Source organism: Streptomyces eurythermus, assembly GCF_014649115.1.
Lineage (GTDB): Bacteria > Actinomycetota > Actinomycetes > Streptomycetales > Streptomycetaceae > Streptomyces > Streptomyces eurythermus.
Genome location: NZ_BMSK01000033.1, coordinates 15,798 through 35,638 on the forward strand (window position 1 = coordinate 15,798; position 19,841 = coordinate 35,638).

General features: G+C 72.9%; 20 protein-coding genes. 10 read left to right on the forward strand and 10 right to left on the reverse strand.

All coding sequences use genetic code 11. The annotated features are described in order from the left end of the window. Positions 1 to 240: 240 nt before the first annotated feature. Positions 241 to 873, reverse strand: a complete 633-nt coding sequence (locus IE251_RS38405) for a TetR family transcriptional regulator (protein WP_189757580.1) — start codon at positions 871 to 873, stop codon at positions 241 to 243. Positions 874 to 1,093: 220 nt separating this feature from the next. On the opposite strand from IE251_RS38405, the gene IE251_RS38410 reads away from it, so the two are divergent. The 3 genes from IE251_RS38410 to IE251_RS38420 are packed head-to-tail and all read left to right on the forward strand — an operon-like array spanning position 1,094 to position 4,400. Then, positions 1,094 to 2,593, forward strand: a complete 1,500-nt coding sequence (locus IE251_RS38410; protein WP_189757581.1) for a glycosyltransferase family 4 protein — start codon at positions 1,094 to 1,096, stop codon at positions 2,591 to 2,593. Beyond that, a complete protein-coding gene (locus tag IE251_RS38415; protein WP_189757582.1) occupies positions 2,587 to 3,333 on the forward strand; it encodes a class I SAM-dependent methyltransferase in 747 nt (248 codons plus the stop codon). Before IE251_RS38410 ends, IE251_RS38415 begins: the two co-directional genes overlap by 7 nt. Next, positions 3,330 to 4,400: a prenyltransferase/squalene oxidase repeat-containing protein gene (locus IE251_RS38420; protein ID WP_189757583.1), complete on the forward strand. Its 1,071-nt coding sequence runs from the start codon at positions 3,330 to 3,332 to the stop codon at positions 4,398 to 4,400. Before IE251_RS38415 ends, IE251_RS38420 begins: the two co-directional genes overlap by 4 nt. Positions 4,401 to 4,491: 91 nt before the next feature. On the opposite strand, the gene IE251_RS38425 is transcribed toward IE251_RS38420, so the two are convergent. After that, positions 4,492 to 4,785, reverse strand: a complete 294-nt coding sequence (locus IE251_RS38425; protein ID WP_189757584.1) for a hypothetical protein — start codon at positions 4,783 to 4,785, stop codon at positions 4,492 to 4,494. A 198-nt stretch (positions 4,786 to 4,983) separates the two neighbouring features. Between IE251_RS38425 and IE251_RS38430 the strand changes: the two genes are divergently transcribed. Further along, positions 4,984 to 5,556, forward strand: coding sequence for a hypothetical protein (locus IE251_RS38430; RefSeq protein ID WP_189757585.1), 573 nt, complete (start codon positions 4,984 to 4,986; stop codon positions 5,554 to 5,556). Here IE251_RS38430 and IE251_RS38435 read toward each other — a convergent pair. The 5 genes from IE251_RS38435 to IE251_RS38455 all read right to left on the reverse strand — a co-directional run bounded on the left by IE251_RS38435 (position 5,553) and on the right by IE251_RS38455 (position 11,210). Further along, positions 5,553 to 6,563: an LLM class F420-dependent oxidoreductase gene (locus tag IE251_RS38435; protein WP_189757586.1), complete on the reverse strand. Its 1,011-nt coding sequence runs from the start codon at positions 6,561 to 6,563 to the stop codon at positions 5,553 to 5,555. The two genes, IE251_RS38430 and IE251_RS38435, sit on opposite strands and share 4 nt — an antisense overlap. Positions 6,564 to 6,669: 106 nt before the next feature. Next, complete coding sequence (locus IE251_RS38440) at positions 6,670 to 7,518, reverse strand: DUF5336 domain-containing protein (protein ID WP_189757627.1); 849 nt, start codon at positions 7,516 to 7,518, stop codon at positions 6,670 to 6,672. 83 nt (positions 7,519 to 7,601) lie between these two features. Beyond that, positions 7,602 to 8,537, reverse strand: a complete 936-nt coding sequence (locus IE251_RS38445) for an N-acetylmuramoyl-L-alanine amidase (protein WP_189757587.1) — start codon at positions 8,535 to 8,537, stop codon at positions 7,602 to 7,604. A gap of 22 nt (positions 8,538 to 8,559) precedes the next feature. After that, entirely contained in the window at positions 8,560 to 9,213 is a 654-nt protein-coding gene (locus IE251_RS38450) for a class I SAM-dependent methyltransferase (protein WP_189757588.1), read from the reverse strand. 251 nt (positions 9,214 to 9,464) lie between these two features. Continuing rightward, the gene (locus IE251_RS38455) at positions 9,465 to 11,210 is read right to left on the reverse strand and encodes an MFS transporter (protein WP_189757589.1); all 1,746 of its coding nucleotides are present in this window, start codon (positions 11,208 to 11,210) and stop codon (positions 9,465 to 9,467) included. A 162-nt stretch (positions 11,211 to 11,372) separates the two neighbouring features. Between IE251_RS38455 and IE251_RS38460 the strand changes: the two genes are divergently transcribed. The 3 genes from IE251_RS38460 to IE251_RS38470 all read left to right on the forward strand — a co-directional run bounded on the left by IE251_RS38460 (position 11,373) and on the right by IE251_RS38470 (position 13,983). Further along, positions 11,373 to 12,584: a thiolase C-terminal domain-containing protein gene (locus IE251_RS38460; protein ID WP_189757590.1), complete on the forward strand. Its 1,212-nt coding sequence runs from the start codon at positions 11,373 to 11,375 to the stop codon at positions 12,582 to 12,584. Positions 12,585 to 12,661: 77 nt separating this feature from the next. After that, entirely contained in the window at positions 12,662 to 13,201 is a 540-nt protein-coding gene (locus tag IE251_RS38465; protein ID WP_030789749.1) for a SigE family RNA polymerase sigma factor, read from the forward strand. Continuing rightward, a complete protein-coding gene (locus IE251_RS38470) occupies positions 13,201 to 13,983 on the forward strand; it encodes a hypothetical protein (protein WP_229897126.1) in 783 nt (260 codons plus the stop codon). Before IE251_RS38465 ends, IE251_RS38470 begins: the two co-directional genes overlap by 1 nt. Before the next feature lie 52 nt (positions 13,984 to 14,035). On the opposite strand, the gene IE251_RS38475 is transcribed toward IE251_RS38470, so the two are convergent. Further along, positions 14,036 to 14,677 (reverse strand): response regulator transcription factor, encoded by a 642-nt coding sequence (locus IE251_RS38475; protein ID WP_189757592.1) that lies wholly within the window; start codon positions 14,675 to 14,677, stop codon positions 14,036 to 14,038. A gap of 61 nt (positions 14,678 to 14,738) precedes the next feature. Beyond that, positions 14,739 to 16,208: a sensor histidine kinase gene (locus IE251_RS38480; protein WP_229897127.1), complete on the reverse strand. Its 1,470-nt coding sequence runs from the start codon at positions 16,206 to 16,208 to the stop codon at positions 14,739 to 14,741. Positions 16,209 to 16,532: 324 nt separating this feature from the next. On the opposite strand from IE251_RS38480, the gene chsH3 reads away from it, so the two are divergent. From chsH3 to IE251_RS38495, 3 genes are all read left to right on the forward strand, one after another. After that, entirely contained in the window at positions 16,533 to 17,390 is an 858-nt protein-coding gene (gene chsH3 / locus IE251_RS38485) for an enoyl-CoA hydratase ChsH3 (protein ID WP_189757593.1), read from the forward strand. Between the two features lie 85 nt (positions 17,391 to 17,475). After that, positions 17,476 to 18,552: a Zn-dependent alcohol dehydrogenase gene (locus IE251_RS38490; protein WP_189757594.1), complete on the forward strand. Its 1,077-nt coding sequence runs from the start codon at positions 17,476 to 17,478 to the stop codon at positions 18,550 to 18,552. A gap of 12 nt (positions 18,553 to 18,564) precedes the next feature. Beyond that, the gene (locus tag IE251_RS38495; protein WP_189757595.1) at positions 18,565 to 19,503 is read left to right on the forward strand and encodes a 3-oxoacyl-ACP reductase; all 939 of its coding nucleotides are present in this window, start codon (positions 18,565 to 18,567) and stop codon (positions 19,501 to 19,503) included. A 99-nt stretch (positions 19,504 to 19,602) separates the two neighbouring features. On the opposite strand, the gene IE251_RS38500 is transcribed toward IE251_RS38495, so the two are convergent. Next, positions 19,603 to 19,761, reverse strand: a complete 159-nt coding sequence (locus IE251_RS38500; protein ID WP_189757596.1) for a hypothetical protein — start codon at positions 19,759 to 19,761, stop codon at positions 19,603 to 19,605. Positions 19,762 to 19,841: the final 80 nt, after the last annotated feature.

A 19,841-nucleotide genomic window follows, 5' to 3' on the forward strand; every position in this document is an offset into this window, starting at 1 on the left:
CGGTTCCGTCAGGGGGTTTCCGCTATATCCTGATATCAGCCTACGAGGCGAGTGAGGGAGTCCGACCGGAGTAGCCGACTCAGGCGAGACGCGAAGAGCATCCGCCCGGGCCGACAGCGACGGTAGGGCTGAGAGGTCGGAAGGCAGCGACGCCGGACGACGACCCCTATTACCTGATCCGGGCCATACCGGCGAAGGGAACCCGTCTCGTAGGTCTTTCCATGCCCCCTCCGGCGCGGCTCAGGGCCGTCGGGAGTGCGCGGCGGCCGGGTCCGTCAGCTCGATCAGCCGGCACACCGTCTCGATGTCGATCTTCACCTGGGCGATCGAGGCGCGACCGGACAGCCAGGTGATCAGCGCCGAGTGCCAGGTGTGCTCGATGACCCGTACCGCGGACAGCTGCTCGGGCGTGGGGTCGGCCAGGCCCATCGCGTCCAGGATGATCGCGGTCGTCTGCCGGGAGACCTGGTCGACCTCGGGCGAGACACTGCGGTCGGCGAAGGTGAGCGCGCGGACCATCGCGTCGGCCAGGTGCGGCTCCCGCTGGAGCGCGCGGAAGGCCCGCATCAGGGTCTCCGCGACCCGCTCGGCGGCCGTGGTGCCCGCCGGGGGCTTCTTGCGCAGCGTGCCGTGCATGTGCTCCAGCTGGTCCTGCATGGTGGCGACCAGCAGATGCACCTTCGACGGGAAGTAGCGGTACAGCGTGCCCAGCGCCACCTGCGAGGACTCGGCCACCTCGCGCATCTGCACGGCGTCGAACCCGCCCCGGCCGGCGAGCCGCGCGCTGGCGCGCAGGATCCTGCGGCGGCGGGCCTCCTGCCGCTCGGTGAGGGGTGGCGCGGCCGGGCGCGAGGTGCTGGCTTCCGCAGGCATGGGTCCCGTTCCGTGACAGTCGGTGAGGGGGTCTGTAGGGCTCGTGATCAGCCAGCATGGCAGGGCCGCGCGCCGTGGCGCGAATCACCCGATCCACTGCTCACAGCGCCCCTACCTGCCGGTAGATTCGGAGCCTCTTGAACGATCAAGTCTGAAACTTGTTCTAGATTAGCGTCCCGTCGTAGTCTCGCGGGACAGTGCAGGCAGAAGGGGGCACGGAGTGACCGCTGAGGCCCGGGAAGCGGGTGCCGACCAGGAACCCGCTGCCGACGGGGGGCGACCGCTCGACATCGCGCTCCTCACCTACAAGGGGAACCCGTTCTGCGGGGGACAGGGCGTCTACGTACGGCACCTCTCGCGCGAACTGGCCCGCCTCGGGCACCGCGTGGAGGTCATCGGCTCCCAGCCGTACCCCGTGCTGGACGAGGGCTACCCGAACCTCACCCTCACCGAGCTGCCCAGCCTCGACCTCTACCGCCAGCCCGACCCCTTCCGCACCCCCAAGCGGGACGAGTACCGGGACTGGATCGACGCCCTCGAGGTCGCCACCATGTGGACCGGCGGCTTCCCCGAGCCGCTGACCTTCTCGCTGCGCGCCCGCCACCACCTGCGCGCCCGGCGCGGCGAGTTCGACGTCGTCCACGACAACCAGACCCTGGGCTACGGCCTGCTCGGCGACATCGGCGCCCCCCTGGTCACCACGATCCACCACCCCATCACCGTGGACCGGCAGCTGGAGCTGGACGCGGCCGAGACCTGGCAGCGCCGCTACTCGGTGCGCCGCTGGTACGCCTTCACCCGGATGCAGAAGCGCGTCGCCCGCCGGCTGCCCTCCGTCCTCACCGTCTCCGGCAGCTCCCGCCAGGAGATCGTGGACCACCTCGGGGTCCGCCGCGACCGCGTCCACGTCGTCCACATCGGCGCCGACACCGACCTGTTCGCGCCGAATCCCGCCGTCGCCGAGGTGCCGGGCCGGATCGTCACCACCTCCAGCGCCGATGTGCCGCTCAAGGGACTGGTGTTCCTCGTGGAGGCGCTCGCCAAGGTGCGCGCCGAACACCCCGCCGCCCACCTCGTCGTCGTCGGCAAGCGCCCCGCCGAGGGCCCGGTCGCCCAGGCGATCGAGCGCCACGGCCTCACGGGCGCCGTCGACTTCGTCAAGGGCATCTCCGACGCCGAGCTGGTCGACCTGATCCGCTCCGCCGAGGTGGCCTGCGTGCCCTCCCTCTACGAGGGCTTCTCGCTGCCCGCCGCCGAGGCCATGGCCACCGGCACCCCGCTGGTCGCCACCACCGGCGGCGCGATCCCCGAGGTCGCCGGCCGCGACGGCGAGACCTGCCTGGCCGTACCGCCCGGCGACGCGGACGCGCTGGCCGCCGCGCTGAACCGGCTGCTCGGCGACGCCGGGCTGCGGGCCCGGCTCGGCGCGGCGGGCCGCGACCGGGTGCTGGCCAACTTCACCTGGGCCCGCGCCGCCGAGGGCACCGTGGCCCACTACCGCGAGGCCATCGCCCGCGCCGCCCGCGCGGCAGGCCCCGCCCGCCCCGCGGCCCCGGGCCGCCCCCGGGCCCGGACCGGCCCGCGCGGGGGCACCCCGGCCGCGGCCCCCTCTTCCGGCCGCTCCGCGGCCCCGGCGAGCGTCGCGGCCCCGCCAAGCGCCGCGTCCGCGACCTCGGCGAGTGACACCAGCGTCTCCTCCGAAAGCAGGGCCACGTGCTGACCGTCGACTTCTCCCGGTTCCCGCTCGCCCCGGGCGACCGCGTCCTGGACCTCGGCTGCGGGGCCGGCCGGCACGCCTTCGAGTGCTACCGGCGCGGCGCCCGGGTCGTGGCCCTAGACCGCAACGGCGAGGAGATCCGCGAGGTCGCCAAGTGGTTCGCGGCGATGAAGGAGGCCGGCGAGGCCCCCGAGGGCGCCACCGCCACCGCCATGGAGGGCGACGCCCTCGCCCTGCCGTTCCCCGACGAGACCTTCGACGTCGTCATCATCTCCGAGGTGATGGAGCACATCCCCGACGACAAGGGCGTGCTCGCCGAGATGGTCCGCGTGCTCAAGCCCGGCGGCCGGATCGCCGTCACCGTGCCGCGCTACGGCCCCGAGAAGGTCTGCTGGGCCCTGTCCGACGCCTACCACGAGGTCGAGGGCGGCCACATCCGCATCTACAAGGCCGACGAGCTGACCGGCAAGCTCCGCGAGGCGGGCCTGAAGCCCTACGGCAGCCACCACGCCCACGCCCTGCACGCCCCCTACTGGTGGCTGAAGTGCGCCTTCGGCGTCGACAACGACAAGGCGCTGCCGGTGCGCGCGTACCACAAGCTGCTGGTCTGGGACATCATGAAGAAGCCGTTCGCCACCCGGCTCGCCGAACAGGCGCTCAACCCGCTGATCGGCAAGAGCTTCGTCGTCTACGCGACCAAGCCGCACCTCCCCTCGCTCGGCGCAGAGGCGGACGCCAGGTGACCACCCCCCGGACAGAACACCTCGTCCTGCCCGGGGTCCTCACCGCCGAGCAGGCCGCCGCGACCGTCGCCGGCATCCTCGCCGGGCAGCGGGAGGACGGCGCCATCCCGTGGTTCCGCGGACACCACCTCGACCCCTGGGACCACACCGAGGCCGCCATGGCCCTGGACGCGGCCGGCGAACACGAGGCCGCCGAGCGCGCCTACACCTGGCTGGCCCGGCACCAGAACGAGGACGGCTCCTGGTACGCCGCCTACGCCGACGGCGCCCACGACGACGTCACCGACCGGGCCCGCGAGTCCAACTTCGTCGCCTACATAGCCGTCGGCGTCTGGCACCACTATCTCTCCACGGGCGACGACACCTTCCTGGACCGGATGTGGCCGGCCGTCTACGCGGCCGTCGAGTGGGTGCTGCGGCTCCAGCAGCCCGGCGGTCAGATCGGCTGGCGGCGCGACGACGACGGCACGCCCACCGCCGACGCCCTGCTCACCGGCAGCTCCTCCGTCCACCACGCGCTGCGCTGCGCGCTCGCCATCGCCGAGCAGCGCGAGGAACCGCAGCCCGACTGGGAGCTGGCCGCCGGGGCGCTGCGGCACGCGATCCGCCGGCACCCCGAGCGCTTCCTGGACAAGGGCCGCTACTCGATGGACTGGTACTACCCGGTCCTCGGCGGCGCCCTGACCGGAGCGGAGGCCAAGGCCCGGATCGAGGAGGGCTGGGACCGGTTCGTCGTGCCCGGCCTCGGCGTGCGCTGCGTGGTCCCCAACCCCTGGGTGACCGGCGGCGAGTCCAGCGAACTCGCGCTGGCCCTGTGGGCGGTCGGCGAGTCCGACCGGGCCCTGGAGATCCTCCAGTCCATCCAGCACCTGCGCGACCCCGCGACCGGCCTCTACTGGACGGGCTACGTCTTCGAGGACGACGCGATCTGGCCCCGTGAGCTGACCACCTGGACGGCGGGCTCGCTGCTGCTGGCCGTGGCCGCGCTGGGCGGCCACGAGGCCACCTGCGCGGTCTTCGGCGGCGAGCGCCTGCCGGCCGGCCTGGACCCGGACTGCTGCGCCTGACCGACGCCGGCGCCGGCACCCGTACCGGGACCGGCGCCCGGGCCCGCACCGAGGCCGGCACCCGCGCCCGCACCGGCACTGGGCACACCGCTCAGTGCCGGTGTATTCGGCGGGCTATCGCGTGGCCCGCGAACAGATAGACCACGGCGGCCAGCCCGTACCCGGCGACCACGCGGGCCCAGGCCTCGTCGAAGGTGAACAGGTCGTACGACCACCCCGCCAGCCAGGAGGCCGCGTCGTGCACGAACTGGACCAGGTCATTGGCCCGGTTCGCCTCCAGCAGGTACATCAGGATCCACAGGCCGAGGATCAGCGCCGCGACGTCGGCGACGATCGCCACGACCCGTCCGGCCGGGTTCGCACCGTTGCGATATCGAGTGGACATACTCTCCGGATTGCCGCACCGCGGGCCCTGTAACCCCGGAGAAGACCCCGACGCGCCCCGGAGACGCCCCCGGCCCGACCCGGACGGCAAGCGCGCCCCGTCCCCCTGACGGCGTCGCCCGAGTGGCGCAACCGCCCGCCCCGGGCGAACCTGCCGGAGGAACCAGACCGCTCGGGGAGGACACGTCGGGAGGACCCCGTGCCCGTACCGATACGGCGCCTGTTCGTGGCGCTCACCCTGTGCTGCGCCCTGGTGGCCGGTGCCACCGCCTGCGGGAGCGGCCAGCAGAGCAGTACGAAGAACACCTCGGCGGCCGCCCAGGCCGTGCCCGCCGCCGACAGTCCCAGCCCCAGCAAGTCCGCCGAACGCCAGAAGTTCGCCAAGACCCGGTTCGTGGCGAACGCGGGCCTCGCCGCCGGCGCGACCTACCAGTGGATCGTGAAGCCCTGGAAGGCCGGCAAGTTCAAGAAGGGAACCAAGGGCCGCAGGCTGGCCCTGGTCAAGGCGGGCGCCGCCGGCCTCTTCGCCTACAACCGGCTCAAGGCCGCCCAGCGCAACGCCGAGGGCGACCCGACGCTCTCCAAGGCCCTCGCCCCGCTCGGCGCCGGCATCGAATCCCTGAAGGGACTGGCGAGCAAGCTCCGCAAGGGCGACGACAGCGCGGCCGGCCCGTTCGACGACATCATCGGCCAGATCAAGGACGCGGGCCGCAGCGCGGGCGCACCGGTGAAGGAACAGGTGCCGACGGCCGCCGAGCTGACGAAGGGCTAGGAGTTCAGCTCGGCCAGCACCCGCAGGGTATGCGGGTCCGGGGACAGGGCCAGCAGGTCCGTCACCGGGCCCGCGCGCCACAACTGGAGCCGTTCGGCGACGCGTTCGCGCGGGCCGACCAGGGAGATCTCGTCCGCGAAGGCGTCCGGCACGGCCCGCACGGCCTCCTCGCGGCGCCCGGCGAGGAACAGCTCCTGGATCCGCCGGGCCTCGGCCTCGTAACCCATGCGGGCCATCAGGTCGGCGTGGAAGTTGCGGGCCGCGTGGCCCATCCCGCCGATGTAGAAGCCGAGCATGGCCTTGACCGGCAGCAGTCCCTCGGCCACGTCGTCGCACACCTTCACCCGCGCCATTGGGGCCACCAGAAACCCCTCGGGCAACTCGCGCACCACGTCCCCGTACACCTCCGGCCGGCTCGGCGACCAGTACAGCGGCAGCCAGCCGTCGGCGACGCGGACGGTCTGGGCGACGTTCCGGGGGCCCTCGGCGCCGAGCAGGACGGGCAGCCGGGGGCGCAGGGGGTGGGTGACGGGCTTGAGCGGTCTGCCGAGGCCGGTCGCGTCCGGGCCCCGGTAGGGCAGGGAGTGGAACCGGCCGTCCAGCTCCACCGGCGCCTCGCGGCGCAGCACCTGCCGTACCACGTCCACGTACTCCCGGGTCGCGGTCAGCGGTGACTTCGGGAACGGGCGGCCGTACCAGCCCTCCACCACCTGCGGCCCGGACAGCCCCAGCCCGAGCAGGAGGCGGCCGCCGGAGAGATGGTCCAGGGTGAGCGCGTGCATCGCGGTGGCGGCCGGGGAACGGGCGGCCATCTGGGCCACCGCCGTACCCAGCCGGATCCGGGAGGTGTGCGCGGCTATCCAGGTCAGCGGGGTGAACGCGTCCGAGCCCCAGGACTCCGCCGTCCACACCGAGTCGTAGCCGAGCCGCTCCGCCTCCCGGGCCAGCGGCACATGGCCGGCGTCGGGGCCGCGCCCCCAGTAGCCGAGTGCGAGACCGAGCCGCATGAGACCTGCCTCCTGACGCGCCGTCAGCTGTCAGCCGGGAGGCGACTGTACGACAACGGCCCCCCGCCCGGAAGGGCGAGGGGCCGGTGCGCTACGGGGCTTCGGCTCAGCCGCGCTGGATGCCGGAGGTGTCCTGGAGCACGCCACGACGGCCGTCCTGGGTCTGCGCGACCAGCGCGGCACCGCGCTGCTCGACGGCCAGGTACCAGGTGCCCGGCGCCAGTTCGGCGATCTGGCCGCCCGAGCCGTCCTCCGCGAACAGCGGCCGGGTCACCGGCACGGCGAACCAGAACGGCGAGAAGTCCGCGGCCGGCGGCTGCGCGGCCGGGGCGCCCTGCGCGGCCGGGGCGCCCTGCGCGGCCGGCTGCGGCTGCTGCCCGTACGGCTGGCCCGGCTGCGGCTGGGCAGCGTACGGCTGCTGCGGCTGGGCGCCCGGGTAGCCGTAACCACCGGGCGGCTGGGCGCCGTAGGGCTGCGGGGCCGGCGGCTTCGGGGCCGGGACCAGGGACGCCTGGAGGGCGGGGACGAGCGGGGTGGCGATGGCGGCGGCGGCCATCACCAGGGTGGCGATCAGGGCCAGGATCAGCCCCATGCCGGCGTCGGGGGACCGGTCGGAGCCCTCGCCGATGTTGTCCAGACCGCCGATCGGGTCGATGATGTTGCCCAGCGCGCTCCAGGCGGCGAACACCGCGAACGCCACGCCGAACGCGCCGAGTTCCAGACCCGCGATCTTGCGCGGCTGCGGCAGGCCCCGGCTCACGACGATGAGCGCCGCACCGATGATGCCCGCCAGCACGACGCTGAGCAGGACCGGTCCGCTCTCCCAGAGGTTCGGCAGGTCGACGCTGTCGGGCAGCCCGTCGTACGAGTAGTTGTCGAGGAACGACGCGATGAACAGCACCACCGCTGCTCCGATCACCACGCCGTCGCCTCTAGTGAGGGAGCGGATATTCACTTCAGGTCCTTCGTAGGTCGTCTCGTCGTCGGTAGACACTACAGTCCGCAAGATCGGGCTGTCCGGCCGGTTATGGCCGCCGGTCACGAAACGCGCAGGAAACTCACGATTCCCTCAGAGATCCCTTGCGCCGCGCGCTGCCGCCAGCTTCCGCTGGTCAGCAGGGCCGCGTCCGTGTTATCGCGCATGTTGCCGCACTCGATGAACACCTTGGGAACCGTTGACAGATTGAGACCACCCAGATCCGTCCGCGTGACCAGACCGGTGCCGCCGCCGACGTAGTTGGCGGGCGGCTCGCCGGTCGCGCGGAGGTAGGTGCCCGCGACCCGCACCCCCAGCTCGTGCGAGGGGCCGACGATGGGACGGGTGTCCGCCGCCCCGGCGTGCACGGACCCCGGCAGGATGACGTGGAAGCCGCGGTTGCCGGCGTCGGAGCCGTCGGCGTGCAGCGAGATCGCCGCGTCCGCGTGCGCGGCGTTGCCGAACCGCGCCCGCTCGTCCACGCACGGCCCCCACGGCGGGCTGTCGCCGTCGTGGGTCAGCTTCACCGTGACGCCCTCCCGCTCCAGCAGGTCCCGCAGCCGGTGCGCCAGGTCGAGCGAGAACGACGCCTCCGTATAACCGTCGTTGGTGGACGTCCCGGTGGTGTCGCACTCCTTGGAGTTGGTGCCGATGTCCACCTGGCGGTTGATCTCCGCCGTGTGCCGGAAGTTGCCCGGGTTGTGCCCGGGGTCGATGACGACGACCTTCCCCTGGAGCGCGCCGGAGCCGCCGGAAGGCGCGGAGGGCGAGCCGGACACCTTGCCGTCGTCGCCGCGGGAGGCCGCCGGGGCGGGAGCGGAGGAGGCCGTTCGGGACGCGGTGTGCGCCGCGCTGTCCGAACCCCCGTCGCCCAGCGCCGCGTACGCCCCCCAGCCGAGCAGGGCGCCGGGCACCAGCGCGGCGAGCGCCACGGTCAGCGGGCCGCGCCGGGGCCGGCGGGGCTGCGGGGATTCGAATTCCGGGCCTGTGTACGACACGTCTGCGACTCTAACCGGGGCCTCAGATTCCCGCCCCCGCCCGCCGCAGCACGCGCAGCGAGCCGGCTGCCGTGACCTCGGTGAACGCCCCGGAATCCAGCGCGCGCAGGTACACCCGGTAGGGTGCCTGGCCCGTGAACTCGTCCTCGGGGTGCGGGAAGACGTCGTGGATGACCAGCAGGCCGCCCTCGGCGACGTGCGGGGCCCAGCCCTCGTAGTCGGCGCCGGCGTGTTCGTCCGTGTGGCCGCCGTCGATGAATACGAGGCCGAGCGGGGAGTTCCAGAACGCCGCGATCTGCGGGGAACGGCCGACGAGGGCGACGACGTGCTCCTCCAGCCCCGCGCGGTGCAGGGTGCGGCGGAACAGCGGAAGCGTGTCCATCAGCCCGATCTCGGGGTCGACCGTCTCCGGGTCGTGGTAGTCCCAGCCGGGCTGCTGCTCCTCGCTGCCCCGGTGGTGGTCGACGGTCAGCGCGGTGACGCCGGCCTGCCGGGCCGCGTCGGCCAGCAGGATCGTGGAGCGCCCGCAGTAGGTCCCGACCTCCAGCAACGGCAGCCCGAGCCGCCCCGCCTCCACCGCCGCCGCGTACAGGGCGAGCCCCTCGTCCACGGGCATGAACCCCTTGGCCGCCTCGAACGCGGCCAGGATCTCGGGCTTGGGCGTGGCGGTGGCCATGGGTTCCTCTCGACCGTACGACTGTCCGAACCCCGCTTATGCTGCCGCACGCTCGGCCGTGTTCCGGACAGGGGGTGCGCCGAACGCCCCGTAGGGGGCGCGGGGAACTGCGCGACAAGCCACGACGGACCCGCGGCCGCGAACCGGCGGAAGCCCCCGAGCTCTATGCGTTCACAGCGCCAGCCCCCGCAGGGAACCCGCGGCCGGCCGCCACGGACCCGCGGCCGCCGACCGCCCGGCCCCTCGGGTTCCTAGGCGTTCACCGTCTCCCCCGGCAGTGACAGATCCAGGTCCACGGCCCGCTCCTCGCCGGAATGCGTCGCGGAAGAGGCGAGCGGCCCATGGCCGGAGGCCTTCGCGGCGAGGACGTACGGCCCCCGCGCCGGTACGGCCAGCGCGTACCGCCCCTCCTCGTCGGAGACGGTCGCCCCCGCCTGCCGTCCCCGCCGGTCGATCAGCGTGACCTTCGCCCGGGCCACCGGCGCGCCGTCGGCGCCCAGCACCCGTCCCCGGAAGCCCCGCAGCGCCTCCTCGGCCCGCTCCAGCGAGGCGTCCTCCTCGCTGCTGGCCCGCAGCTGCGTGTGCCGCTGCGCCGGCCGCGGGCTCTTCGGCAGGAAGAGCGCCAGCAGCAGACCGACGGCCACCGCCGCCGTGGCGATCAGGAAGGACACCCGGAAACCGTGCATGGTCGGTATCGCGACCCCGCCCACGTTGTTCGCGGTGTTGGCCAGCACCATGCCGACGACGGCGCTCGACACCGACGTACCGATGGACCGCATCAGCGTGTTCAGCCCGTTGGCCGCACCGGTCTCGGACGCCGGGACCGCGCCCACGATCAGCGCGGGCAGCGAGGAGTAGGCGAGGCCGATGCCCGCGCCGAGGATCACGGACGTGACGATCGTCTGCCAGGCCGCGTCCATCAGGCCGAGCCCGCCGCCGTAGCCGATCGCGATGATCAGCAGGCCGGTGATCAGGGTGACCTTGGGGCCGTAGCGGGCGGACAGCCGCGCGTACACCGGCGCGGTGAACATCATCGTCAGGCCCAGCGGGGCCACGCACAGACCGGCGACGACCATCGACTGGCCGAGGCCGTACCCGGTCGCGGTGGGCAGCTGGAGCAGCTGGGGCAGGACGAGCGAGACGACGTAGAACGCGACGCCGACCATGATCGACGCGAGGTTGGTGAACAGGACCGCGGGACGGGCGGTGGTGCGCAGGTCGACCAGCGGCGCCTGGACCCGCAGCTCGTACAGGCCCCACAGGACCAGTACGACGACGGCCGCGGCGAACAGACCGAGCGTGGTGCCCGAGGACCAGCCCCAGTCGCTGCCCTTGGTGATGGGCAGCAGGAGCAGCACCAGACCGGTGGACAGACCCAGCGCGCCGGCCAGGTCGAAGGAGCCCTCCGCGCGCATCGGGGACTCGGGCACGACCAGGAGGGTGAGCCCGATGGCGAGCACGCCGAGGCCGGCGGCGCCGTAGAACAGCGCGTGCCAGTTCGTGTGCTGGGCGACCAGGGCCGCGGCGGGCAGCGCGAGTCCGCCGCCGACGCCGATCGAGGAGCTCATCAGGGCCATCGCCGAGCCGAGCCGTTCGCGCGGCAGCATGTCCCGCATCAGGCCGATGCCCAGCGGGATCGCGCCCATGGCGAAGCCCTGGAGGGTACGGCCGACGATCATGGTGATCAGCTCGCTGGTGAACGCGCTGACCAGGGCGCCGATCACCATCACGGCCAGGCTCAGGACGAGCATCCGGCGCTTGCCGTAGAGGTCGCCGAGCCGGCCCATGATCGGGGTGGCCACGGCGCCGGACAGCAGGGTGGAGGTGAGGACCCAGGTGGCGTTGCTGGGAGCGGTGTCCAGCAGCTGCGGCAGGTCCTTGATGACCGGCACGAGCAGCGTCTGCATCACCGCGACGACGATGCCCGCGAACGCGAGCACCGGGACCACCGCGCCGCCCGCTTTCCGGGTGGGCTGGTCGGTCGTCGTGTCTGTCATGGAGTGAGGCCTTCCACGTGTCATAAGTGCCGGGTAAACCTCGTATGCACAGGCAACTATTCCGTTGCTTCGGGTCCCTAATGAAATCTTGACCGTTCCATGGGTTTCTGACCCCGCGTCAAGGTCTGGCCTACCAATGGAACGCGTTCTAGTCTGCGCGCCATGAAGGCCTATGTCGCCGGGGTCGGGATGACCAGGTTCGAGAAGCCCGAGACCCGTGAATGGCAGTACTGGGACATGGTGCGGGAAGCGGGCGGCGCGGCGCTCGCGGACGCGGGGATCGACTACACCGAAGTGGAACAGGTTCCCATCGGCTACTGCCTCCAGCCCTCCGCCGCCGGCCAGCGCGCCGTGTACGAACTCGGCCTGACCGGCGTGCCCGTCTACAACGTCAACAACAACTGCGCGACCGGCGCCACCGCCCTGATGCTGGCCCGCCAACTGGTCGAGGGCGGCGTCTGCGACTGCGTGCTCGCGCTCGGCTTCGAACGGATGCGGAAGGGCGCGCTCGGCGACGGCGCCGGGGCCGGCGACTTCGCGGCCTCGCCCGTGGCCCGGCACTACGGAGTCATGGCCGCCCGGCACGGCTTCACCGCCACCCCGCCCACCGCGCAGATCTTCGGCGCCGCCGCCCGCGAACACATGGAGAGGTACGGCACGACCGAGGCCCAGCTCGCCGCGGTCGCCGCCAAGAACCACCGGCACTCCGAGCACAACCCCTACGCCCAGTTCCGGGACGTGTACGAGGTCGGGGACATCCTCGCCGCGCGCGTGATCCACCACCCGCTCACCAAACTCCAGTGCTCGCCCACCTCGGACGGCGCCGCGGCGGCCGTGGTGGTCTCGGAACGGTTCGCACGGCGGCGGTCCCTGACCGGCCTGGCCGAGATCGCCGGGCAGGCCATGGCGACGGACACCGAGGAGTCCTTCGCCTCCGGCTCCTGCATCGACGTCGTCGGCCAGCCGCTGTCCCGGGCGGCGGCCCGGCAGGCGTTCGAGCGGTCCGGGCTCGGCGTCGAGGACATCGACGTGATGGAGCTGCACGACTGCTTCTCCGTCAACGAACTGCTCACCTACGAAGCGCTCGGCATGTGCGCGCCGGGGGAGTCGGGGGAGCTGGCCGAGTCCGGTGCGACGACGTACGGCGGCCGGTGGGTGGTCAACCCGTCCGGCGGGCTCATCTCCAAGGGCCATCCGCTGGGCGCGACCGGGCTGGCGCAGACGGCCGAACTGGTGTGGCAGCTGCGCGGCGAGGCGGGCGCCCGGCAGGTACCGGGGGCGCGGGTGGGCCTCGCGCACAACATCGGGCTGGGCGGCGCGGCGGTGGTGACGGTGCTGCGGGCGGTAGAGGACGGCGGTACGCCGCCGCGCTGAGGAAATCCTCCGAGTTCCGGGATCGGGGCAACGGTTCGGACGGCTCATGGACTCCTTTAGACATCTAGGAGGTGCCCATGGGGGACGGGAAGCAGACTCGGGACGAGGAGTTCCAGAGCTTCATGGTCGGCCGCTGGCCGCGGTTGATGCGTACGGCATTTCTTCTCACGGGGGAACAGCACGCCGCCGAGGACCTGGTCCAGTCGACCCTCGAACAGGTCTATACGGCCTGGCGCAGGGTCGGCGCGGCAGACGATCCGGAGGCGTATGTACGGCGCGTGATGATCAACGTCCACGCGCGAAAACACCGCAGAAGGCTCAGGGAGTTCCTGGCGCCGAAGGACGACTCCGGCCTGGTGCGCGAGGTGGCCGACACAGGAGACCGGATCGCCCAGGCGGACGACCGCAGCGCCCTGCTCAAGGCGCTCGCCCAACTGCCCGCGCGACAGCGCGAAGCGGTGGTCCTGCGCTACTGGGAGGACCTGACGGAGACCCAGGCGGCGGAGGCCATGGGCTGTTCCGTCGGCACGGTGAAGAGCAGCGCGGCCAAGGGGATCGCGAAACTCCGCGCCATACCGGTACTGGCCGAGACGGTGACGCAGGAGAGGCGGAAGTGATGACCGGGGACCGGGAGCAGCAGAACATGACACAGACGGACATCGCCCACCTGCTCGCCGACGCGGCGGACGAGGTCGAGATCGGCATAGCCCCGGTCCAGGCGGTCATCCAGGCCGGCCGGCGGCGGCGCAGGGCACGGCGCTGGGCCGTGGCGGCGGCCACGGCCGCGGTGCTGGCGGGCTCCACCGGGGCGACGCTGGCGCTGGCCGGGCTGCCCGGCGGCGACCGGCAGACGGGCGTGGCCGCCGGACCGTCCACACCACAGGCGCGCCATGTGTACCGGCCACAGCGCACCCCGTTGGGGACGGGGACGGACCGGGGCAGCGACTGGCGGGTGGAGCTGACCGTATGGGGAGCGCCGCGCGACCGGGCGGAGGCGGCCGGACAGCTGACAGCCATGCGGAAGTTCGGCTTCACCAAGACGGTGCTGCCGCCCGGACCCGACGGCCTCGTCAACCGGACGTCGTACTACGCGAGCCTCTACCTCGGCGACGACCGCAAGCCCAGGGTGCTCCTCTTCGACAACCTCGAGAAGTGGGACCGCATGTCGGGCCGGGACGTCTCGTTCGGCGCGCTGCCGCTGGCGAAGGAGGGCGTTACGGGTTCCGGCCGGCTCGCGGTGGGCCGGGTCGCCGGGACCGCACAGCAGGTGAAGTGCACATGGAAGAAGGACGAGAGCACCGTGGATCTGCCGGTGGCGGCCGCCGGGTCTCCGGACAGATGGTTCCTGTGCCTGGCCCCGGAGGGAGAGAGCGTCAAGGCGGCGGAGGTGATCCAGTAGCGGCCGCCGGTACGGCGGGGGCGCGGATACGGCGGGCGCCGCGCTCACGGCGTCACAGCCAGCCCTGCTGCCGGGCCTCGCGCACCGCCTCGGCCCGGTTGCGGGTGCCGGTCTTGCCGATCGCGGAGGAGAGGTAGTTGCGGACGGTGGACTCGGACAGGTGCAGCCGGGCGGCGATATCGGCGACGGTCGCCCCGTCCACGGACGCCTTCAGCACCTCGCACTCACGAGGGGTCAGCGGGTTGGGTCCGGCGCTGAGCGCGGCGGCGGCCAGTACGGGATCGACCACGGTCTCTCCGGCGAGCACCCGCCGGATCGCCGCGGCCAGCTCCTCCACCGGCCCGTCCTTGACGAGGAAACCGGCCGCGCCGGCCTCCATGGCCCGGCGCAGATATCCGGGCCGCCCGAAGGTGGTCAGGATGAGCACCCGGCACCCGGGCGCCCGCGTCCGCAGCTCGGCCGCCGCGTCCAGCCCGCTCATCCCGGGCAGCTCGATGTCCAGCAGAGCCACGTCCGCGCGCCGCGCGAGCACGGTGTCCACGATCCCGTCCCCCGAGCCCAGCTGGGCCACGACCTCGATGTCCTCCTCCATCCCGAGCAACAGGGCGAGCGCGCCGCGCATCATCCCCTGATCCTCGGCGAGCAACACCCGGACGGGGGCGGCCGGGCGCTGCTTCCCGGGAGTGTCACTCATGGGGCCAGCGTACGGCGGGCGCGGACGGGGCTCGCGGCCCGTCTCTCCTCGGCCCCGGGCGTCACCCCGCAAGCGTCAACTCGTCGGCGCCGACGGGGAGGACGGCCGTGACCGTGAAGCCGCCGCGGGGCGAGGGACCGGCCGTCAGAGAACCACCCGCCGCCGCGAGACGCTCGGTCAGCCCCTTCAGTCCGGTACCGCCTACGACCCTGCGCAGGGGAGCGCCCTCGCCTGCGGTGACGCCCGCGTCGCCACCACGGAAGGCGCCCCCGCCCTCACCCCTGGAGAAGCCCTTGCCCTCACTTCCGAACACATCGGCGCCCTCACGGGCGGAGGAACGCCCGCTCTCACCGCCCGGGGCGTCCTCACGCTCGCCTCCCGAGAAGCGCACGCTCTCGCTCGCGAACGCGCCCCCGTCACCGAGGGCGTCCCCGCCCCCGCCGCCGGAGGCGCCCGTGCCGTTGTCCGTCACTGTCAGCCGTACCCGCTCGGCGGCCGACTCCACGGTGATCTCGCAGCGGGTGGCGTCGCTGTGGCGGACGACGTTGGTGACCGCCTCGCGGACCACCCAGCCGAGCAGTGCCTCGGTCTCCGGGGAGAGCGGCGTGCCGGACTGGCGGACCACCGGCCGCACGCTCGCCGCGGACAGCGCCGACCGGGCCCGGGTCAGCTCGGTGGCCAGGCTGCCCTCGCGGTAACCGGTCACCGCCTCCCGGATCTCGGTGAGCGCCTGCCGGCCCACCGTCTCGATGTCCGCGATCTGCGTCAGCGCCGCGTCCAGATCGCGGGAGGCCAGCCGGCGGGCCGCCTCCGACTTCACCACGACCACGGAAAGGGTGTGACCCAGCAGATCATGCAGATCACGGGAGAAGCGCAGCCGCTCCTTCTCCACCGCGCGCCGGGCCAGCTCCTCGCGGGCGGCCCGCAGTTCCCGCACCGCCTCGGACAGGCCGAGGATCGCGGCGGTCACCATGCTGGACAGGAACGTGGCGTAGGCGATGCCGGTCGCCTCGTCCCAGCCGGCCCGCAGCCAGGAGACCGCCCCCGCGTACAGCGTGAGCAGCAACCCGGCCCGGCCCACCCACGGCCCGCGCAGGGTGGCGCCGGTGGCCAGGCCCAGCAGCGGGAAGAACATCAGCCAGTTTCCGCCGTAGCCGAGGGCGAGTCCCGTGGTGACCAGGCCGAGCAGCCCCAGGGCCACCCGGTTGGACACCGACTCCCGCTTGGCCCGGTCGAAGGCACGGAAGGTGACATGGACGTAGAGGGAGTTGAAGGCCAGCAGGCCCAGGACGCCGATCCAGGGATTCGGCGTGTCCCCCTGGATCACATTGGAGAAGGCGCCCATGCCCAGCAGCAGCCAGGGCAGCAGGGAGAAACCGGTGGGCGCCGGGCCCGGATGGCCGGCGCCGGACTTCCCGCCCTCCCACCGGGCCCGTCGCGCGGCCCGGTAGCACTCGCGCCGCACCCGCCACCGCTCCATCGCGCCCTGCCGGGCCGCCCCCCGGTCCCGCGGTCCGCGCCACCCCGTCATCTCCGTGTCCCCCCGGTCGAATGGTCCCCGCCGTACGGCGTCGGGACGCACAGCGTACGGAGCGAACGTAAGGAACCGGACGCCGCCTTCGGCAGGGACGGAGATACGGAAACGAGCAGTACAAATGTCACGGTCCCGCGCGCCGGGCTGACGAGGCGTCAGGAGCCTTCACAACTGCGGAGCGCTCGGCTATACAGAGGGCGCCGGACTGGAACGCGTTCTAGATCGGCTCGTGGCGGCCCCGGTGCGGCCGACGGTGCGGACGTCCGCGCCGGGGTCTTCCGCCACGACCGCTGCCACCGTCGCCACCGTGTCAGGAGCCCCATGCCCATCGACGCAGCGCAGGCCCTCGCGGCCGAACCCCGGACCGGCGAGATCACCTGGGACCACAAGGACGTACAGCTCTACCACCTCGGCATCGGCGCCGGACGTCCCGCCACCGACCCCGACGAGCTGCGCTACACCCTGGAGTCCCGGCTGCACGTCCTGCCGAGCTTCGCCACCGTCGCGGGCAACGGCTCGCCCGGAGTGATCAGCGGACTGTCCATGCCGGGGATCGACGTCGACCTGGCACGCGTCCTGCATGGCGGGCAGAGCATCGAGGTCCACCGCCCCATCCCGGTACGGGGCACCGCCACCGCCACCGGCCGGATCGCCGCCGTCCACGACAAGGGCACGGCCGCCGTCCTGGTCATGCGCACCGAGGTCGCCGACGCCGACGGCCCGCTGTGGACCAGCGATGCCCGGATCTTCGTCCGAGGCGAGGGCGGCTGGGGCGGCGACCGCGGCCCGTCCGGCCGGCTCGACCCGCCCGCCGGCGACCCCGACCGGACCGTCGAGCGCACCGTCCGCGAGGACCAGGCCCTGCTCTACCGACTCAGCGGCGACTGGAACCCGCTGCACGCCGACCCCGACTTCGCCAAGCGCGCCGGGTTCGACCGGCCCATCCTGCACGGGCTGTGCACCTACGGCATGACGCTCAAGGCGGTCGTGGACACGCTGCTCGACGGGGACGTGACCCGCGTGCGCGGTTACCGCACCCGGTTCGCCGGGGTGGTGTTCCCGGGCGAGACCCTGCGCGTCCGGATGTGGCGCGAGCAGGGGCGGGTGCGGGTGGAGGCCGCCGCCGTCGACCGGGACGACGCGCCGGTGCTCACCGACACGGTCGTGGAGCACTCCTGACCGGTGTCACTCCCGGGAAGCCGTCAGCAGCCGTCATAAGCCGTCGTTTCCGCACGCTTGAGCAGCCAGTGAGGGGAGCCGCAGCATGCGCGCCGCCGTACTGCACGAGATCGGCCGGGAGAAGCTGGAGGTCCTCGACGACGTCGAGGCGGTCGGTTTCGGCCCCGGAAAGGTCAGGATCCGGGTGCGCGCCACCGGCCTGTGCCACTCGGACCTGTCCGCGATGAACGGGGTGCTGCCCCAGCCGGCTCCCTTCGTCCCCGGCCACGAGGGCGCCGGCGAGATCGTGGACGTGGGCGACGGGGTACGGCACCTGAAGCCCGGCGACCGGGTGCTGCTGTGCTGGCTGCCGGCCTGCGGGAGCTGCCCGGCCTGCCGGCGCGGGCAGACCCGGCTGTGCCTGGCCGGCTTCATGAACGCGGGCACCCCCAACTTCCGGCGCCCCGGTGGCGACGTCTTCGGCTTCGCGGGCACCGGCACCTTCGCCGAGGAGGTCGTGGTCGACGCCGGCTGCGCGGTGCCGATCCCCGAGGACGTGCCCTTCGACATCGCCGCGCTGATCGGCTGCGGGGTGACGACCGGACTCGGCGCCGCCCTCAACACCGCCGATGTGGCGGCCGGATCGTCGGTCGCCGTCATCGGATGCGGAGGCGTGGGCATCTCCGTGGTCCAGGGGGCGCGCCTGAAGGGCGCCGCCGAGATCGTCGCCGTGGACCCGGTCGCCTCCCGGCGGGAGTCCGCCCTCGGCTTCGGCGCCACCCGGGCCGTCGCACCGGAGGAACTGGCCGACGCCAAGCAGCGGATCACCGGCGGCGAGGGCTTCGACTACGTCTTCGAGGTCGTCGGAAAGTCCGCCACCGCCCGCACCGCCTACGAGACCACCCGGCGCGGCGGCACCCTCGTCGTGGTCGGCGCCGGCGCCCTGGACGACCATCTCCGGCTGAACATGTTCGAGCTGTTCTTCGATGAGAAGCGCATCCTGCCGTCCCTGTACGGCGGAGGGGACGTACTGCGCTCCTACGAGCGTGCGATCGCCCTGTGGCGGGCCGGCCGCGTCGACCTGGCCGGCCTGATCACCCACCGGGTGCCGCTCACCGGGATCAACGAGGCGCTGGACCAGATGCGCACCGGGACCGCCCTGCGCACCTGCATCGAGATCTGAGGAAGCCGGCGCATGACACTGCCACTCGAGGGACGCTCCGCGATCGTCACCGGTGCCGGGCGCGGGCTCGGCCGGGCCGAGGCGCTGGAACTCGCCCGGCTCGGCGCGGCCGTCGTCGTCAACGACTACGGACAGCCCGGCCGGGACGGTTCCGGTGCCGCGTCGGCGGGGCCCGCCGAACAGGTCGCGGCCGAGATCCGGGCGGCCGGCGGCACGGCCGTGGCGCACACCGGGGACGTCGCCGACTTCCGGCAGGCCGGGGAACTGGTGGAGCTGGCGGCCGGCACGTTCGGGAAGCTGGACATCCTCGTCAACAACGCCGGCATCCTGCGCGACCGCATGGTCTTCTCCATGTCGGAGGAGGAGTGGGACGCGGTGATCCGCGTCCATCTGAAGGGGCACTTCAACACCACCCGGTTCGCCGCCGCGCACTGGCGGCAGCGGTCCAAGGCGGCCGGGAAACCGGTGTACGGGCGGATCGTGAACACCTCCTCGGAGGCGTTCCTGGCCGGATCCGCCGGCCAGCCCAACTACGCGGCGGCCAAGGGCGGGATCGTCGGCCTGACCACCTCCACGGCCCTCGCCCTGGCCAAGTACGGCGTCACGGCCAACGTCATCTGCCCGCGCGCCCGGACCCGGATGACCGAGGACGTCTTCGCGGGTTTCGGTCAGCCGGAGGAGGGGCTGGATCCGCTCGCCCCCGAACACGTCGCCCCGCTCGTCGGCTATCTGGCCTCGCCGGCCGCCGCCGGGGTCAACGGCCGGCTGTTCGTCGTCCACGGCGGCATGGTGGCCGTGCTCGACCGGCCCCGCGTACAGGCGAAGTACGACAGCGAGCAGGAGACGTTCACCTACGACGAACTCGACGCGCTGCTCACCCCGCACTTCGCCGAGCGGCCGGAAGGGGAGACGTTCGCGGCGGCGGAGGTGCTGTCGCTCAGGCGCGGATGACGCCGGGGGACACGGAGAAGGCGGGCGTAGAGAAAGAGCAAGGCGTGGAGAAGGGAAAAAGGGGGCGCCCGGTCGGACGCCCCCTCCTCTTCACTGCCGTCAGGCTGCCGCCTCGGCCGTTTCCTGGACCGGCTTGCGGTGCCGGCCGTGCGGAGCGGTCTCCCTCTCCTGGGCCGCGACCGGGCCCCGGTGCCGGCCGTGGCCCGCGGTCTGGGAAGAGCCGGCAGACAGCTGTTCGGTCGTGCTGGTGTCGCTCATCGGACGTATTCACCCCGTCAACATGATCTTCGGTACAGCCGGGGAGTGTAACCGGCGCACCACGGGTCGAATCCAGGCGC

Excerpts from the sequence above, each read along its gene's own strand:
- IE251_RS38435 (WP_189757586.1), bottom strand. The coding sequence starts at position 6,563 with ATGCGGCTCGGTCTCGCACTCGGCTACTGGGGGCGCGGCCCCGACGCC.
- IE251_RS38460 (WP_189757590.1), top strand. The coding sequence starts at position 11,373 with ATGAAGGCCTATGTCGCCGGGGTCGGGATGACCAGGTTCGAGAAGCCC.
- chsH3 (WP_189757593.1), top strand. The coding sequence starts at position 16,533 with ATGCCCATCGACGCAGCGCAGGCCCTCGCGGCCGAACCCCGGACCGGC.
- IE251_RS38465 (WP_030789749.1), top strand. The coding sequence starts at position 12,662 with ATGGGGGACGGGAAGCAGACTCGGGACGAGGAGTTCCAGAGCTTCATG.
- IE251_RS38405 (WP_189757580.1), bottom strand. The coding sequence starts at position 873 with ATGCCTGCGGAAGCCAGCACCTCGCGCCCGGCCGCGCCACCCCTCACC.
- IE251_RS38450 (WP_189757588.1), bottom strand. The coding sequence starts at position 9,213 with ATGGCCACCGCCACGCCCAAGCCCGAGATCCTGGCCGCGTTCGAGGCG.
- IE251_RS38495 (WP_189757595.1), top strand. The coding sequence starts at position 18,565 with ATGACACTGCCACTCGAGGGACGCTCCGCGATCGTCACCGGTGCCGGG.
- IE251_RS38480 (WP_229897127.1), bottom strand. The coding sequence starts at position 16,208 with ATGACGGGGTGGCGCGGACCGCGGGACCGGGGGGCGGCCCGGCAGGGC.
- IE251_RS38470 (WP_229897126.1), top strand. The coding sequence starts at position 13,201 with ATGACCGGGGACCGGGAGCAGCAGAACATGACACAGACGGACATCGCC.
- IE251_RS38425 (WP_189757584.1), bottom strand. The coding sequence starts at position 4,785 with ATGTCCACTCGATATCGCAACGGTGCGAACCCGGCCGGACGGGTCGTG.
- IE251_RS38490 (WP_189757594.1), top strand. The coding sequence starts at position 17,476 with ATGCGCGCCGCCGTACTGCACGAGATCGGCCGGGAGAAGCTGGAGGTC.
- IE251_RS38475 (WP_189757592.1), bottom strand. The coding sequence starts at position 14,677 with ATGAGTGACACTCCCGGGAAGCAGCGCCCGGCCGCCCCCGTCCGGGTG.
- IE251_RS38455 (WP_189757589.1), bottom strand. The coding sequence starts at position 11,210 with ATGACAGACACGACGACCGACCAGCCCACCCGGAAAGCGGGCGGCGCG.
- IE251_RS38500 (WP_189757596.1), bottom strand. The coding sequence starts at position 19,761 with ATGAGCGACACCAGCACGACCGAACAGCTGTCTGCCGGCTCTTCCCAG.